Source organism: Polaribacter sp. (genome assembly GCF_036480315.1).
In the GTDB taxonomy this organism is placed as follows: domain Bacteria; phylum Bacteroidota; class Bacteroidia; order Flavobacteriales; family Flavobacteriaceae; genus Polaribacter.
The window spans coordinates 13546-30215 of sequence record NZ_JAZGGG010000050.1 but is presented as its reverse complement, the minus strand read 5'-3'; the positions used below and the strand labels follow the sequence as shown (position 1 = coordinate 30215).

16 protein-coding genes are annotated in these 16670 nt (G+C 29.1%); 15 read left to right on the top strand and 1 reads right to left on the bottom strand.

Features of this window, described 5'->3' with window-relative positions:
* The first annotated feature begins 2 nt into the window (after positions 1-2).
* From V3V28_RS09945 to tsaB, 15 genes are all read left to right on the top strand, one after another.
* Complete coding sequence (locus V3V28_RS09945; protein ID WP_331364867.1) at positions 3-3932, top strand: T9SS type A sorting domain-containing protein; 3930 nt, start codon at positions 3-5, stop codon at positions 3930-3932.
* A gap of 26 nt (positions 3933-3958) precedes the next feature.
* Positions 3959-4309, top strand: coding sequence for a hypothetical protein (locus tag V3V28_RS09940; protein WP_331364866.1), 351 nt, complete (start codon positions 3959-3961; stop codon positions 4307-4309).
* A gap of 171 nt (positions 4310-4480) precedes the next feature.
* Entirely contained in the window at positions 4481-5221 is a 741-nt protein-coding gene (locus V3V28_RS09935; protein WP_331364865.1) for an energy transducer TonB, read from the top strand.
* A gap of 68 nt (positions 5222-5289) precedes the next feature.
* Positions 5290-6039, top strand: a complete 750-nt coding sequence (gene deoC, locus V3V28_RS09930) for a deoxyribose-phosphate aldolase (protein WP_331364864.1) — start codon at positions 5290-5292, stop codon at positions 6037-6039.
* Between the two features lie 32 nt (positions 6040-6071).
* Positions 6072-8147, top strand: a complete 2076-nt coding sequence (locus V3V28_RS09925; RefSeq protein WP_331364863.1) for a gliding motility protein RemB — start codon at positions 6072-6074, stop codon at positions 8145-8147.
* A 216-nt stretch (positions 8148-8363) separates the two neighbouring features.
* Complete coding sequence (cyoE, locus tag V3V28_RS09920) at positions 8364-9266, top strand: heme o synthase (protein ID WP_331364862.1); 903 nt, start codon at positions 8364-8366, stop codon at positions 9264-9266.
* Positions 9267-9268: 2 nt separating this feature from the next.
* Positions 9269-9856, top strand: a complete 588-nt coding sequence (locus V3V28_RS09915; protein WP_331364861.1) for a cytochrome c oxidase subunit 3 — start codon at positions 9269-9271, stop codon at positions 9854-9856.
* Between the two features lie 55 nt (positions 9857-9911).
* The gene (locus V3V28_RS09910; RefSeq protein WP_331364860.1) at positions 9912-10892 is read left to right on the top strand and encodes a cytochrome c oxidase subunit 3; all 981 of its coding nucleotides are present in this window, start codon (positions 9912-9914) and stop codon (positions 10890-10892) included.
* Positions 10893-10965: 73 nt separating this feature from the next.
* On the top strand, positions 10966-11301 hold the full coding sequence (locus tag V3V28_RS09905) for a cytochrome C oxidase subunit IV family protein (protein ID WP_331364859.1): 336 nt from the start codon (positions 10966-10968) through the stop codon (positions 11299-11301).
* A 78-nt stretch (positions 11302-11379) separates the two neighbouring features.
* Positions 11380-12045: a hypothetical protein gene (locus tag V3V28_RS09900; protein ID WP_331364858.1), complete on the top strand. Its 666-nt coding sequence runs from the start codon at positions 11380-11382 to the stop codon at positions 12043-12045.
* Positions 12042-12743 (top strand): SCO family protein, encoded by a 702-nt coding sequence (locus V3V28_RS09895; RefSeq protein WP_331364857.1) that lies wholly within the window; start codon positions 12042-12044, stop codon positions 12741-12743. The genes V3V28_RS09900 and V3V28_RS09895 overlap by 4 nt, the downstream gene beginning before the upstream one ends.
* The gene (locus V3V28_RS09890; RefSeq protein ID WP_331364856.1) at positions 12736-13275 is read left to right on the top strand and encodes a DUF420 domain-containing protein; all 540 of its coding nucleotides are present in this window, start codon (positions 12736-12738) and stop codon (positions 13273-13275) included. The genes V3V28_RS09895 and V3V28_RS09890 overlap by 8 nt, the downstream gene beginning before the upstream one ends.
* Positions 13268-13486, top strand: a complete 219-nt coding sequence (locus V3V28_RS09885) for a hypothetical protein (RefSeq protein ID WP_331364855.1) — start codon at positions 13268-13270, stop codon at positions 13484-13486. Before V3V28_RS09890 ends, V3V28_RS09885 begins: the two co-directional genes overlap by 8 nt.
* 223 nt (positions 13487-13709) lie before the next feature.
* Positions 13710-15071, top strand: a complete 1362-nt coding sequence (locus V3V28_RS09880; protein WP_331364854.1) for a TolC family protein — start codon at positions 13710-13712, stop codon at positions 15069-15071.
* Between the two features lie 91 nt (positions 15072-15162).
* Positions 15163-15849, top strand: a complete 687-nt coding sequence (gene tsaB, locus V3V28_RS09875) for a tRNA (adenosine(37)-N6)-threonylcarbamoyltransferase complex dimerization subunit type 1 TsaB (protein ID WP_331364853.1) — start codon at positions 15163-15165, stop codon at positions 15847-15849.
* Here tsaB and V3V28_RS09870 read toward each other — a convergent pair.
* Complete coding sequence (locus V3V28_RS09870) at positions 15839-16639, bottom strand: mechanosensitive ion channel family protein (protein ID WP_331364852.1); 801 nt, start codon at positions 16637-16639, stop codon at positions 15839-15841. The two genes, tsaB and V3V28_RS09870, sit on opposite strands and share 11 nt — an antisense overlap.
* Positions 16640-16670 lie beyond the last annotated feature (31 nt).

The window sequence follows — 16670 nt, the reverse complement described above, 5'->3', positions numbered from 1 at the left end:
CTATGAAAACAAAACTACTATTCTTAATACTATTCTTTTGCGCCTTTTTTTTAAAAGCGCAAATAGACAATACACAAACTTGGGAAGTATTTTACCCTGGAGTAAAACTAACCTATCATATTAACGCTTGTGCAAACAATGAGGCAGAACCAACTACAGATGAATATTTTTGGTGCGATGGCCCAGATAGAGTAACAACAGAAAGTTTTGGGCTTACGCATGGAAATATTATTTCTTCTCATGAGTTTGCATTTAATAATGAAGACTATGTTGTTTTTGCTACCCAAAAAGGAATTTCAATCTACAATAAAACTCAAAAAAAATGGCATAATATTTCTTTTTTAATTTTTGGTGAAGATAGTGTGGGGAATGATTTTCATGGAGCAATTGACGATGGGAATGGGAATGTTATTTTTCATGGAGCAAGTAATGGAACACAAAAATATAGTCTAACAAACAATACAATTACCCAAATTAATAATCAAAATTATGGTTTTGAACAATTTAAAAAAAATGAAAATGCAGGTGATTTTAAAAATAGTATTTGGGCTGTTTCAGGTAGTAATTTAATGAAATATCACGATGGTACTTATGAGGTTTATAATTATCAAGATTTAGGAATTGGTTCTAGTAGAATTATTAAAGGAATAGATATAAGTGCAGATAATAAAATTTATTTAGCTGTTGAAAATGAGGGAATTGTGGTTTTTGATGCCCTAACAGAAACGACTACTTTAATTACGGAAGCAGATGGTTTACCATCGAAATTGTTATTAGATTTAGATTTTGATGCAGATGGATATTTGTGGATTACTTATCGAATTGGTTTTAATGGTGGAGTCTCTAAATGGGATATTACTAATAATTCTTTTGAGAATTTTGAACATACTTTAAGTAATGAAATACTTAGGTTTGATAGAGTAGAAGCTCTAGGTAACCAAATATGGCTTACTCTAAAAACAGCTACTGATCAAAACTTATATGGAGCTTATGCACTTACTTTTGATAGTAATAACGCTCCATTATGGAAACATTATGACGAAGCTTTTTTTCAAGAGAAAGGATTTGTAGAACACTTTTCCTTTTACAGTAATCGATCTGGAATTTATGATTTGACTTCTTATGGAGACAAGTTGTATATGTCAATGACAGGAAGTGGAACTGTAGTTTATGAGAATGGTAAATGGCAACACTATAGTGCTATGCATAACAATATTCCTTCAGGAAATAATAGAGAAATAGGTTACCTAAAGCAAGATAAAACTGGCGGAATTGTATTTAATACTTTTACTAATATTTCTAATAATAAAGATATTGTTGTAGTTTCTAAACTAAAAGATAATGTAATTGAAAACTACCCATTAGGAAGAGGTATTACACATGTAAGTGGCTTTCAAGAAAAAGGTCAAATAGATGAAAACGGAAACATTTACGGAAAATACATAATTAATAAAGATGGAAGTAATACAAATAGGTTTTCAGTACTTAATTACCCAGTGTTTAATAACTTGTTAGAAGATTACTCGCTTAATTCTGGAGATGAGTTTGCTGTAGAAGGGTTAAATAGATGGTACTATGATAAAAATGGAAAAAGATTGACCAATATAGACACAAATGTTAATTATAATGCAAATAATTCTAATTTCGATTTTGGAACAGCAAGTTTAGCTTTTTTAACAGAATCACCAGACGAACGTGTATGGGCAATTTCAGTTTCTAGCGGTATTCAATGGTATGATCCAATTACAGACACCAAAGGAGTTTTAACATTAACAAATTTAACAAATAGTAATCATACAGAAATTGGAAGCGTTTCTCAATTACTTTTTGCTACAGCTACAAACGAGTTATGGTTAATTGGCCAAAACGGAGTAATATTTTTAAAAAACGGAGTAGAAACTCACAAACTATTAAAAGCAGATTACCCAACTTTAAGCTTTATTAAAGATGCTAAATTAGATGCAGATAATAACTTATACGCCTTAAGTTCTAGTGGTATTTTAAAAATTTCAGATGTAGAAAATGCTTCACCTACAACTAAAGAATTTCTCTATACTTCAACAGATTTGGGGCCAAGTATAACAAATTTTAATAAACTTACAATTGATAATGAAGGCAATAAATGGTTGTCGACTACTAGTCAATCATTACCTAAATTATTAAAATTTAAAGAAGTAAATGATGCTGCCGGAATTGTGAACGCAGCAACAACAAGTAGTTTAAGAGGAAAGGTATCAGGAAAAATATTTGTTGATATTAATGAAAACGGAACCTATGATGAAGCAACAGAAATACCAGTCCCTAATCAATCTTTAAATATTAAAAACGCTAGTTCTTCTTTTATTGTCTATACAGATGCACAAGGAAATTATTCATTTCCTGTACATATAGCCAATCAAACTTACGAGATGGCTTTAACTTCTTTAGATGGTTTTTCATATTCTTCCGATAGAATATATAAAGTAGATGTTGCTAATTTAGATGCAGATTATAGTAATAATAATATCGCTTTAAAAAACGAGGATATTAAAAGTCTATATGTAAAAGGGTCTGCAAAAGAAGGTGCTTGGGGTTTTGTAAGAGATGGTTTTGATAATAGATTTGTATCTGCAATAGGGAATTTATCAACGACTAAAACATTTAATGATGTTAAAGTACGTTATCAATTTATTAATACAAATGAGAATGCTTCAAATTATAACGTTAATGCTATTGAATCGATTAGTATACATCGTGTAAAAGACAATCAGAATAATCATATTATTAATAAAATTAATATAGACCCAAGTAAAAGTCAATCTTGGAAAGTAAATTTAGATAGTAATAATTATACTGTTTCTACAGATAATAGCCCAAATTTTACAAAAGTAGATGTAGATAGAACAAAAACATTAGAAATTGAAATAGGAACTATAGATCCACATGAATCTATAGTTTTAGAAATAAAAACTACTCTTTTCGACCCAACAGCAATTGGAGATGTTATTCAGTTTGGACCTACAGCAATTTCTACTACAAATTGGGAAGCAGCAGCAAGTGGCAGAAATAATATTGAAACAGATAATTGGATAGATACTACTCCAGAAAGTGAAGACACAAGATCAGGTAGAGATGAAGATTTTTCACCCTATGAAGAACCAGAAGATATTTATGAAGATGAAGATGATATTTATAGAAAATCAAAAGACATTTATTCAGATGGACCTTATTATACTCCAATTTTTAGTTCCTATGACCCTAATGATAAATTAGTTACTCCAGGAGTTCCAGATAAATTAAATGAGGTAGATATAGATAAAAAATGGCTAACTTATACGGTGCGTTTTCAGAACAATGGAAACTTTTCTGCCAAAGACGTATATGTTTTAGATACTATTAATGATAAGTTCGATAGAAATTCTTTTAAAGTATTGGGCAGTAGTCATACTATTAAAGTATCCGAAGTTGGTAGCGAAACAAAAAGTATTAAAAAGTTCTTATTTCAAGACATTTATCTACCAGACAGTTTAACTAACCCAGAAGGAAGCCAGGGTTATTTTAAATACAAAATTAAAGCCAAAGAAACAATTGCCGAAAATACCATTGTAGACAATACAGCTTATATATATTTTGATCAAAACCCCGCGATTATTACCAATACAATTCAGAATAAATTTAGAACACGCGCAACTGCATCTGTAGCTACTATTGAAAAAAGGGAAGATTTTTTATTGTATCCAAATCCAACAACATCAATTTTTACAATAACAACAGCCTCAAAAAGTATTGAAAGCATAACAATCTTTAATCTTTTAGGAAGAAAAGTAAAACAAATAAAAGGAAAGAATAAAACCAAAGTAGAAGTACCAATTGTTAATTTATCAAAAGGGATGTATTTGGTGAAAGTTTATTCCGAAGGAAAAATTATATCTAAAAAACTCATTATTAAATAAATAATAACACTAAAAATCAGTTAACTATGAAACATTTAAAAACAATTTTTAAAAACAAAGTAAAAGTAACATTAGTAAGTTGTTGTATTGCTTTTATGACACTTACAAGTTGTGGTGTTAATGATGATGAAACGTTAGATTGCGCTAATGGTACTTGGGTGCAGTCGGTACAAACAGAACTTAACGCTTGGTTAAGCGCAGCGCAAGTTTATGGGTCAGCCCCAACATCTGCAAATTGTCAAAGCTATAAGACTTCTGGTCAAGCTTATTTAAATGCACTAGAAAAAATAAAAACATGTGTACCTACTGTAAGTTTAGAAGAGTTTGAAAAAGCGCTGCTAGAAGCAAAAGAAGCGTTAGAGGAAACTTCTTGTTAATTATTTAAGCTCATTACAAAATAAAAAGTGAGAGTAGTAAGAACCACAATTAATTAAATTAGGGGTTAATATGTATTAATTGTGTAAACAGCATCAAAGAAATTTGATGCTGTTTTTTTATGGCACGTTCTTTGTTTTAACATAGTCTTAACATTTAAAAACTTTCTAATTATGAAAAACTTAAAAAAGATTCCAACCAAACAATTAGAAAAGTTCTCTAACATTTTTACTCAGTTAGGACTTGTATTAGTGCTTTTTATTGTCTACTTAACATTAGAGCACCAAACCGTACAAAAAACAGCAATTGTTTTTGAACCCGAAAGAAGCAATGTAGTTTACATGGAGCTCGATACAGAGATTCTTTTTACGAAGGAACCCAAAGTTGTTCCTAAAGTAGAAATAGTTAAAGCGTATCCTTTTATTCTTGATAAAATAGAAAAAGGAGATAATACTATAATTGAAACAATTATTGACGTATCTACAGAAGAACCAACACTAATTGATCTTGATAGTTTCGTTGAAATTGATGAACCTGAAGTTTTTAAACCAGAAGATGCAGTTCCTTTTTTTAACTTACAAAATGCACCTGTTTTTAAAGGCTGTGAAAATTTATCAAAAGAAGAAAATAAAATTTGTTTCGATAAAAAAATGAAAAAATTTGTACAACGTAATTTTAATGCAGAATTGGCAAACGAATTAGGTTTACATTCAGGTAAGCATAAAATTCAAACACAATTTATTATCAATAAAGAAGGTAATATTATCGATGTAAAAATAAGAGCACCTCATAAAAGGTTAGAAAAAGAAACACAACGTCTTATTAATAAATTACCAAAATTTAAACCAGGTAAGCAGAATAATAGAACTGTAAAAGTCAGGTATATTTTACCAATTACTTTTAGTGTAGAGTAAAAGTAAAACCCAATCGAAAGGTTGGGTTTTTTATTGAAAAAATATTTTTTATTTGTTATTTTTGTAAAATGAGAATTAGTCAATTTTTAGATGCTACTTATTTAAAAACAGCAAATCAAGTAAATCTTACCGAACAAGAAAATCAACAAAAAGTAGTTGATTTAGTAAATGAAGCAATTTTGTACAATTATAAATTGGTTATGCTTCGCGCAAAATACATTCCTTTAGCAAAAGAAATGCTTAAAGAAGCAAATTCTAAAACTTTAATAGGAACTGTAATTGGGTTTCATGAAGGAATTTATTCTACAGAAGAAAAGTTAGAAGAAGCACAAAAAGCAATTGATTTAGGAGCAGACGAATTAGATTTTGTAATAAATTTTGAAGCTTTTAAAAAGGGAAATATTAATTTAGTTAAAAAAGAAGTGACCAAAGGCATAAAACTTTGTCTTAAAAATAATAAAGTAATAAAATGGATCATTGAAGTTGCTGCGTTAACAAACGAAGAAATAATTGTAATTTCGCAATTAATAAAAGAAATTGTTTTTAATAATTTTGGTAAAGAAAGTGCTGATAAAGTTTTTGTAAAATCATCAACTGGTTTTTATATCACAAAAGATAACAAACCAAATGGAGCTACTTTAGAAAGTATGAAGCTTATTTCTGAAAATGCAAAACCATTAAAAGTAAAAGCGGCTGGTGGCGTAAGAGATTATGAAACTGCATTAAAAATGATAACTTTAGGTGTAGATAGAATTGGTACATCATCATCTAAAGAAATTGTAAACAAAGAAAAAAATATAAATACAACTAGCTATTAAAGTTAACAAAATAGCAACTATATAATTATAGGATGATAAAAAAATATATACTACTAGTTTTATTGTTTCCTTCAATATTATTGGCACAATCAGAAAGATACCCAATTTTTGATGTCTGTAAAGGAAATGAAATTAACTCTATTAAAGATTGTTTTTATGAAACTACAAAAAAACACTTTTTTGCAGATTTTAAAACACCAGCAGTTGTAGAAAATGAAAAATTTAAAGGAACAGCAAATACCCTTTTTGTGGTTAATGCAGAAGGAGATTTTAAATTAATTTATGCAAATACACCTTATGATGAGGTTAGAAAAGAGATAGAAAGAGTTTTTAGTGAGTTCCCTAGAATTACACCAGGTTGGTATAATAACCACGCAATAGAAATGAAGTTCCAACTTCCAATTTCTTTTCCTGTTAGTAAAAATACAATTCATAATATAGTCAAAAACACAGCTACTGATAAAATTGAGTCAAAAGAAGATTTATTTGAAGTTGTTGAAAAAAACAAGATTGCAGATTCTACTTTTTTAGAACATAACAGCCAGTTAAATATTCCTTTTACACACCAAAAGTATGTAGATTATGAATTTGCACTGCACAAAGCAAACGGAACACATACAGCATCTAAACCATATATCTATAATGAAATTAATCAGTATTTAGATTTATCAAAAGAGAAAAAAAAGTTTCTAAAACCAGAAAAGAGAACATGGTTTGGCAATAAATTATGGAACGAGCATTTATTACAAATTAAAAAGAAAGATTATTGGTTAACATTAGATTTCTTGGTAGACGCTCAATTAGGAAAAGATAATTCAGACCAAACATATACTTATAATAATACTAGATTGGTAACTATAAATGGAGGTTTAGGAAAAAACTTTTCTTATTCCGCTACAATTTATGAAAGCCAAGGAAGGTTTGCAGATTATATAAATAGCTATATTTCTAATACAGCAGTAACTACAAGACCTAAATTTTCGGAAGGATTAGTTCCAGGAAGAGGAAAAGCGAAAGGGTTTAAAACTGATTCTTACGATTATCCTGTAGCAGAAGGTTATCTTTCTTATACGCCAAACAAGTTTATGCAATTTCAATTTGGTAACGGTAAAAACTTTATTGGAGATGGTTATAGATCTTTTGTGTTGTCTGATGTTTCTTCGCCAACAACCTATTTAAAAATGAAGGTTGATTTTTGGAAAGTACAATACACAAATGTTTGGATGTGGAATACAGAACCATCAATTTTAGCAGCATCTAACCCAAATGAACATGCAAGAAAATATGTTGCTGCCCATTATTTAAGTATTAATTTAAATAAAAGATTAAATATTGGCTTTTTTGAAAGCGCAATTTCAACAGGTGAACAAGGTTTTGATGCAGGTTTTTTAAATCCGATTATGTTTTACCGAGCTGTTGAATTTAATAGAGGAGAAGATGCAGGAAACGCATTGGTTGGTTTAACAGGTAAATACAAGTTAAATAATAACGTTTCTTTATACTCTCAATTAATTATTGATGAATTTTCCGTTGGTAATTTAAGTGATTTGGGAGATTGGCGTAATAAATTTGCATTTCAAATAGGTGCAAAATATTTTAATGCTTTTAAAGTAGAAAATCTTTTTCTTCAATTAGAATACAATTCTGCTAGACCATATACTTTTGCACATAAATCGCCAATTTTAAATTATGGTAATTACAGTCAACCTTTAGGACATCTTTGGGGAGCTAATTTTTGGGAGGCAATTGCAATTACAAGGTATAAGAAAGACCGTTGGAGTGGAAGTGCAAAAATAATTTTGGGTAAAAAAGGATTCGACTACCAAGATCAAGCTGTAAGTTATGGTGGAGATATTTATCAATCTTATGAAGATAGATTTGCAGATACTGGTAATGAATTAGGCCAAGGAAATACAGCAAATATATTTCTTGCAGAGTTTCAAGGAAATTATTTATTAAACCCAGCGAATAATTTAAGCCTTTTTGCAGGTTTAAGTTATAGAAGTTTTACGCCAGAAGTTTCTTTAACAGGTTTTCCTGAAGGAAATAACCTTTGGTTGTCTGTTGGTGTAAAGGCCGATTTGTTTAATTGGTACTTCGATTTTTAATTTTGTAAAACTTTTATAAAAACTTTAGTAAATAGTAAAAGATATTTATATATATTTACAGCGTGATTTTCATAGATCACACTTTTTCTTTTTCATAGCAATTTTCCCACTCAATTTATTGAGTGGGTTTTTTTATTTTATATATCTAACAAAACCTACTAAAATCTATGGTAAAGTCATAATTATCAAATATCTTTGCATCCGAATTGTAAGAGAATGAATTCAACCATTACAACAGATAATAAAACATCCATGCAAATACTAATTAATGACTTTAAACAGCTTACTAAAGTTGGTTTGTCTTTAAGTGTAGTGTTTTCTTCTGTTGCTGGTTATTTATTAGCAGTAGATGTTATTAATTACACCACGTTAATTTTGTTAGCTATTGGTGGTTTTTTAATGGTTGGTGCATCTAATGCTTACAATCAAATTATAGAAAAAGATACAGATGCCTTAATGAAACGTACAGAAAATAGACCTTTACCAACTGGTAGAATGTCTGTTAATGTTGCTTTAACTATTGCAATTTTGTTTACAATTGTAGGAATATCTATCTTATATAGCATTAATGCAAAAACAGCTTTGTTTGGTGCAATTTCAATCTTTTTATACACAAGTGCTTATACTCCATTAAAACCAGTAACACCTTTAGCCGTTTTTGTAGGTGCAATTCCAGGTGCAATTCCGTTTATGTTAGGTTGGGTAGCAGCTACAAATCAATTTGGTGTAGAAGCAGGTATTTTATTTATGATTCAGTTTTTCTGGCAGTTTCCACATTTTTGGGCAATTGGTTGGTTGCAATTTGAAGAATATAAAAAAGCAGGTTTTAACATGTTGCCAATGAATACTAAAGACAAAGGCGCAGTAAAGCAAATTATTTTTTACACAGTAATTATGATTTTAGTTTCTGTTGTACCTGTTTTAAAAGTTTCAGGAGCGTTTTATATTTATCCTGTAACGGCAGTAATTATTGCACTTTTAGGTGGAGTTATGTTATTTTATGGAATAAAATTACATAAAACGGAAGATAATGTTGATGCTAGAAAGTTAATGTTGGCAAGTGTTTTATATATTACAGTAGTGCAAATTATATATGTTGTAGATAAATTTTTACATTAAAAATGATAGACAAACAAACATTACAAGCAGAATTAACCACTGCAAAAAAGAAATCGGCAAAACCAATGTTATGGGTTTCTATGATTAGTATGGTTATGTTTTTTGCAGGATTAACAAGTGCCTATGTAATTAGTATGAAAAGAGACGATTGGGTTTCTTTTGATTTACCTGATTCATTTTTTATAAGTACAGTTTTAATTGTTGCAAGTAGTATTACTTTATTTTTATCTCAAAAATTATTAAAACAAAACAAAAGACAACTCTCATTAATATTAGTTGTAGTAACTTTATTATTAGGTATTGGTTTTGTTTGGCAACAATATGTAGGTTTCAATCAATTAAAAAGTGTTGGGTTGTTTTTTACTGGACCAGAAAGTACAGTATCAACATCTTTTATCATTGGTATTACATTTATGCACGTTATTCACTTGTTGGCGGGCTTAATTGTGCTTTTGGTTGTTATTTATAATCATTTTAAATACAAATATAAATCGGACGATATGCTTGGGTTTGAACTAGGTGCAATCTTCTGGCATTTTGTAGATATATTATGGATTTACCTATTTTTCTTTTTCTATTTTATCAAGTGATAGAAAATAGTTATTTTTGGCAAACTAATTAAGAATAAATTAACAGAGAATATATATGGAAGCAAATATTGCTGTACCTTCTGATAGTGAAGAAACTTGGAATGGTGGTGGAAAAAAACCATTAGGAGCAAGTTATGGTAAAATGATGATGTGGTTTTTTATCGTTTCTGATGCTTTAACCTTTTCGGGGTTTTTAGCAGCTTACGGTTTAACACGTTTTAAATTTATTGATTCTTGGCCAATTGCGGATGAGGTTTTTACGCACGTTCCGTTTTTTCACGGTAACTATCCAATGATTTATGTAGCATTTATGACGTTTGTCTTAATTGCATCTTCTGTAACTATGGTATTAGCGGTAGATGCTGGTCATCATATGAACAAAAAGAAAGTAACTTTTTATATGTTCTTAACCATTATTGGTGGTTTAATATTTATTGGTTCTCAAGCATGGGAATGGAATACTTTTATTAAAGGTTCTTATGGTGCTGTTAAAACTACGGATGGTAAAGTTTTACAATTTGTAAAAGATGGACATCAAATAGCATTATCTGATTTTGTTGTTGGAGAAAGAACTGATGATAGAGTACAACATGAAAGGCAAAACGGTTTATGGTTCGAAAGTGAAGGAACAGTTTCTACGTATTCTATAGCGCAAGTAATTAGTGCTTATAATGCAAACCCAGATATTCTTGTAAAATCAGAATATATAAATGCTGATGAAAAAAGCAAAGTAATTCTCTCTAGAGAAGAAGGCGCTTTGCAATTAGCAAAAACCAAAATGGTTGTAGAAGGAGCTAACTTGAAAGTAAATGAATATGGAAATACAATTTTTGCAGATTTCTTTTTCTTTATCACAGGTTTTCACGGATTTCACGTTTTATCTGGAATCATAATTAATATCATTATTTTCTTTAATGTTATTCTTGGAACTTATGAACGAAGAGGACATTATGAAATGGTAGAAAAAGTAGGATTATATTGGCACTTTGTAGATTTAGTTTGGGTATTTGTATTTACCTTCTTCTACTTAGTTTAATAAAAAAAAGGCCTTTAGGCTTCATTTAAAATTGTCTTTCCTGTAAAAGTAGGAATCTAAATAGCATTAAAAAATGGCACACGAATCGAATTTAAAAAGAATTTGGGTAGTTTTCGGAATTTTATCTGTAATTACTATAGTAGAGGTTATCTTAGGTATTTATAAACCTGCAGCCTTACATCTTACTAGTTTTTTTGGAACAAGTCCTTTAAACTGGTTATTTATCATTTTAACTTTAGTGAAAGCTTATTATATTACTTGGGCATTTATGCACATGGAAGGAGAAACAAAATGGTTAAGACGCTCTGTTGTTTGGACCGCAGTTTTTCTAATCTGTTATTTAGTAACTTTACTCTTAATAGAAGGAGATTACTTACATAGCACACTTGCGCCACTTGTAAAATGGTAATTTAAATAATTTATAAGGTGGTTTTAACCACCTTTTTTTTTGCAATAAAATTAATTTTTGCATTTTAATAAAACCAAAATGAAACAATTAACAAAAAAGAGAATTGTATTATTCTTGCTTTTTATATTTCCTTTAATCTGTTTTTTAATATTATCTACAGGAACAAATAATTTTACAAGACTACCTATAATCACTAAAAATATTTTAGACATTTCAACAATTGATACTACAAATACATTTAAAGAAAATGTAACCATAGTTTGTTTTGTTGGTAACGATGTAAAAAAGACGAAAGGTGGTTTCTTTAATTTAAATGAGAAGGTTTACAAGAATTTTATTGAGTATAAGAAATTTCAAATTGTTGCCATCTTTCCTGAAGGAAAAGAAATAGAAGTTGAAAAATTACAGAAAGAAATAAGCGCTTTTACAGATATGGTAAAATGGAATTTTATTTCTGGTTCAGAAGAAAATATAACAAACCTTTATAATAGTTTTAATACAAATGACTCTTTAGATAATCTGTATTCGTCAAAAGTGTTTTTAGTAGATAAAAATGGTGAATTAAGAGGTAGAATTGCAGACCAAGATAGTAAGAATGGTAAGTTGTTTGGTTACAATATGCAATCTGTTTCTGTATTAAACGCAAAACTAAAAGACGATGTAAAAGTTCTTTATTATGAGTATTACGCTGCGTTTAAAGATAAAAACAAAAATAAAGCAGATAGAAAAGAAGTAGGGTTATGAAAAAAAAATATTCTTATATAGGTGTTTCATTTATTATACTTTTATTCGGAATTTATGTAGTTAGAAACATAGACAGAAGAATAGATGATAATGATCTTGTAGAAGGAGATCGTTTAAATAAAGTTGATAAAAAATCTAAAAATAAAGAAGTTTTATATACTTTTAATAAAGTGCCAGATTTTGAGTTTATCAATCAGAATGGAGAAATAGTAACCAATAAAAGTTATGACGGTAAAGTATATGTAGTAGAGTTTTTCTTTTCTACTTGTCCTACTATTTGCCCAATTATGAACAAACAAATGGTAACAATTCAAGATGAGTTTTCTTCAAATTCTAATTTCGGGATTGCTTCTATTTCTATAACTCCAGAAATTGATACTCCAGAAACTTTAAAAGAATATGCAGTAGCAAATAGTATTACTCATAAAAATTGGAATTTGTTAACTGGTAAGAGTGAAGATATAGTGTATGCATTATCTAATAAAGGATTTAAATTGTATGCAGGAAAAGGGGATGAAGATCATGGTGGTTTTGAACATTCTGGCTTATTTGCTTTGGTAGATAAAAACGGATTTATTCGTTCTAGAAAAGATAAATATGGTAATCCCATAATGTATTATAGAGCTCTAGAAGAGCAAGGTTTTTCAGATCAAATAAAAGAATTAAAAGAGGATATTAAAATTTTGTTAGATGAGTAATTCAGCGCAAGAGAAAAAATATAAGAATGTAATTACTGCATTATCAGTTATAATTCCGTTGGCTGTAGCTGCATTGTTTGGTGTTAATTTAAGAAAGTTAGGGTTTAATGTAGAGCCATTTACTTTTTTACCACCTATTTATGCGTCTATAAATGGTTTAACAGCAATTGTTTTAATTGCCGCAGTAATAGCAATAAAAAAAGGAAATAGAAAATTACACGAACAGTTAAATACGTTTGCAATTGGGTGCTCTTTAGTTTTCTTACTGCTGTATATTGCATATCATATGACATCAGATTCAACTAGTTTTGGTGGAGAAGGAGTAATAAAGTATGTATATTATTTTATTTTAATTACACATATCTTGTTATCAATAATTGTAATTCCTTTTGTATTAACAACTTTTATGAGAGCAAAGTTGGGTAATTTTCCTCAACATAAAAAAATAGCAAAAATTACGTTTCCATTGTGGCTTTATGTTGCAATAACGGGTGTTGTAGTTTATTTAATGATATCTCCATATTATGTTTAAGAAATCACTTTTATTAATTTTATTGGTAGTTTTTACAGTAAAATCTACCTATTCTCAATGTGCAATGTGTAAAGCTGTAGTGGAAAATGGCGATATTTCTATGGCAGAAGGTGTTAATAACGGAATTACCTATTTAATGGTGTTTCCTTATCTTTTAATAGGTCTTTTATTCTTTGTAATATACCGATATAAAAAGAATGAAAAAAATTAACATTTCAATAAGAGAAAATTTCTGTAACATATTTTACTTTTAGTCGTCTTATTAAAACTATCAAAAGATAGAAGTGTTCAATATTTGATTAAAAGTGTTCGGTTTTAAGTAATTATAAAATTATTTAAATTTGTAACAACATGATTATCAAAGTGTTTCTCCTTTTTTATTTTTTGGTACAACCATTGAAAACTAATCATAAGAAATTATAAAATTTAAAATTTTGAAAACCAAACTTATCTTATTAGTAGCATTAATTACTTCAATAGCTACTTTTTCACAAAAAAAATGGACATTAAAAGAGTGTGTAGATGAAGCTTTAAAAAAGAATATTTCTATACAGCAAAATCAGTTAAGCGTAGAATTAGCTAAAAAAAGTGTAGAAATTGCTAAAGGTAATTTTTTGCCAAATTTGAGTGGAAATTTTGGTAATTCTGCAAATTTTGGGCTATCTACAGGAGTAGATAATACAAGAAGTTCTGCTGATAGATATAGTTTATCACTTGGTTTAAATGGTGGAGGTACCATTTTCAACGGATTTAGAAATACTAATACTTATAAACAAGCAAAATTAGGTGTAGAAACAAGTTTATTAGATCTTAAACAAATTGAAAATGATATTTCTTTAAGAGTTGTTAATACCTATTTAAATGTCTTATTTGCAAAAGAAAATTTAGAAGTTGCAAAAGTACAAGCAGAAATTAGCAAGAAGCAAATTGAAGCAGCAAATGCAAGATTTAAAGCAGGAGTTATTGCAAAAGGAGAATTGTTAAATTTTCAATCTACAGCCGCAAATGATTTACAAAACGTAGTTACACAAGAAAATGCACTAGATTTAGCACTTTTAAATTTAGCACAATTATTGCAAGAATCTGTTGAGAATTTCGATGTAGCTCCTATTGATGTTGGTTCACCTTCAGCTAATCTTTTATATGCTAATTCTTCTTCAGTTTTTCAGAAATCTTTAAATTACATGCCAGAAATTGCAAATGCAGAATTGGCAATTGAGAACGCAGGATTAAATATCGAATTAGCTAAAGGCGCTTTTTTACCAACTTTAAGCTATTCTTTTGGAGCTAATAGTTTCTATAATACCGTTTTTGGACAACCAGAAGTTATTACAGGAGTTGATAATAGCGGTAACCCTTTTGTAATCGATAATAGATTTGCTAATCAGATAGAAAATAATCTAGGTTATAGTATTGGCGTTTCTTTAAATGTTCCAATCTTTAATAGATTTCAAACTAAAAATAGAGTTGCACAATCAGTAATCAATAGAGAGATTTCCGAAACAAGATTAGAGAGTCAGAAATTAATATTAAAACAAACTATAGAACAAGCCTTTTTAGATGTAAAATCTTCACTAAAAGCTTTTGAAGCTGCTAAAATTTCTCTAGAAGCACAAAAAGAGGCATTTAAAAATGCACAAGAAAGATATAACTATGGCGCAATGACTTTGTTTGATTTTGATTTGGTTAGAACACGTTTGGTAAATGCGGAAGGGTTAATGATACGTTCTAAATACGACTACGTTTTTAAAACAAAAGTTTTACAATTCTATTCTGGTGAATTAGTTTTAGAATAGAAATTATTAAAATAACAATATACACCTCACAAGTTTTAAACTTGTGAGGTTTTCTTTTTAGTAAAACTTATCTTTGTAAAAAAAATAGAAATTGGCAATTATCTTAAACATAGAAACCGCAACCAAAAACTGCTCTGTAAGCTTAGCAAAAGATGGGGAAATCCTTGCAATTAAAGAATTGAATAATGGTAATTATTCGCATGCAGAAGTTTTACATCTTTTTATAGTTGATATTTTAGATGAAACTGAAATTACAGTTCAAGAAATAAGCGCTGTAGCAGTTAGTAAAGGCCCTGGTTCTTATACTGGTTTAAGAATTGGTGTTTCTGCCGCAAAAGGGCTTTGTTTCGCTTTTAACAAGCCTTTAATTTCTATAGATACATTACTTTCTTTGGCGCATGCTATTTCTATTGAAGATGGATTCATAGCGCCAATGTTAGATGCAAGAAGAATGGAAGTGTATTCATCAGTTTTTGATAAAGACTATCAGCAAATAAAAGAAATTAAAGCAGAAATTATTGATGAAAATTCTTTCTCTGAAGAATTGACTAAAGGGAAAGTATATTTTTTAGGTGATGGTGCAGATAAATGTAAAGAGATTATTACACATTCTAATGCTGTTTTTATAGATGATAAATTTCCATCAGCTAAAGAAATGGCAGCTTTGTCTTTTTTTAAGCACAAAAAAAACGACATCGAAGATGTCGCTTATTTTGAACCTTTTTACTTAAAAGATTTTGTGGTTATTCCTCAAAAGAAAAAGAAACCTATTTATTAACGTTTACTCTATGTGGATAAGGAATTTCAATTCCTGCCGCATCTAATGCTATTTTAACACTTTCAGTTACATCAAAATAAACAGTCCAATAATCTTCAGTTTTACACCAAGGACGTACAGCAAAATTCACAGAACTATCTGCTAATTCTATCACTGTAACTCCAGGTGTAGGATCTTTTAAAACTTTAGGGTGTAAAGTAAGTACATTCATTAAAACCTCTTTAGTTTGTTTAATGTCTGCATCATAAGAAACACCAATTGTTAAATCAACTCTACGAGTACCTTCGGTTGAATAATTAATAATATTTCCATTTGATAAAGAACCATTTGGAATAATAATTTCTCTGTTTGATAAACCAGTTAGCTTTGTAGTAAAAATTTCAATTTCTTTTACAACACCAATCTCTCCTTGAGCTTCAATTAAATCACCCATTTTAAAAGGTTTAAAAATCATGATTAAAACACCACCAGCAAAGTTTGCAAGAGAACCCTGTAAAGCTAAACCAACGGCTAAACCTGCGGCTGCAAGAATTGCTGCAAAAGAAGTGGTTTCTACTCCTAATTTAGAAATTACTGCTATAATTAATAATATTTTAAGAATCCAGCCAAGTAAATTTCCAAGAAATTTTTGAAGTGTAACATCTACACCTCTTTTTTCCATTACCTTTCTAGATGTTTTTACAATTAAGTTAACAATAAATAAACCAATAATTAAAATAGCCAATGCCATTAAAATATTGGGTGTATATTCAATAATTAATACTTTTAATTTTTCAAGATATTCTTCCATTTTAAATTTATTTAATATATAGCGTGCAAAA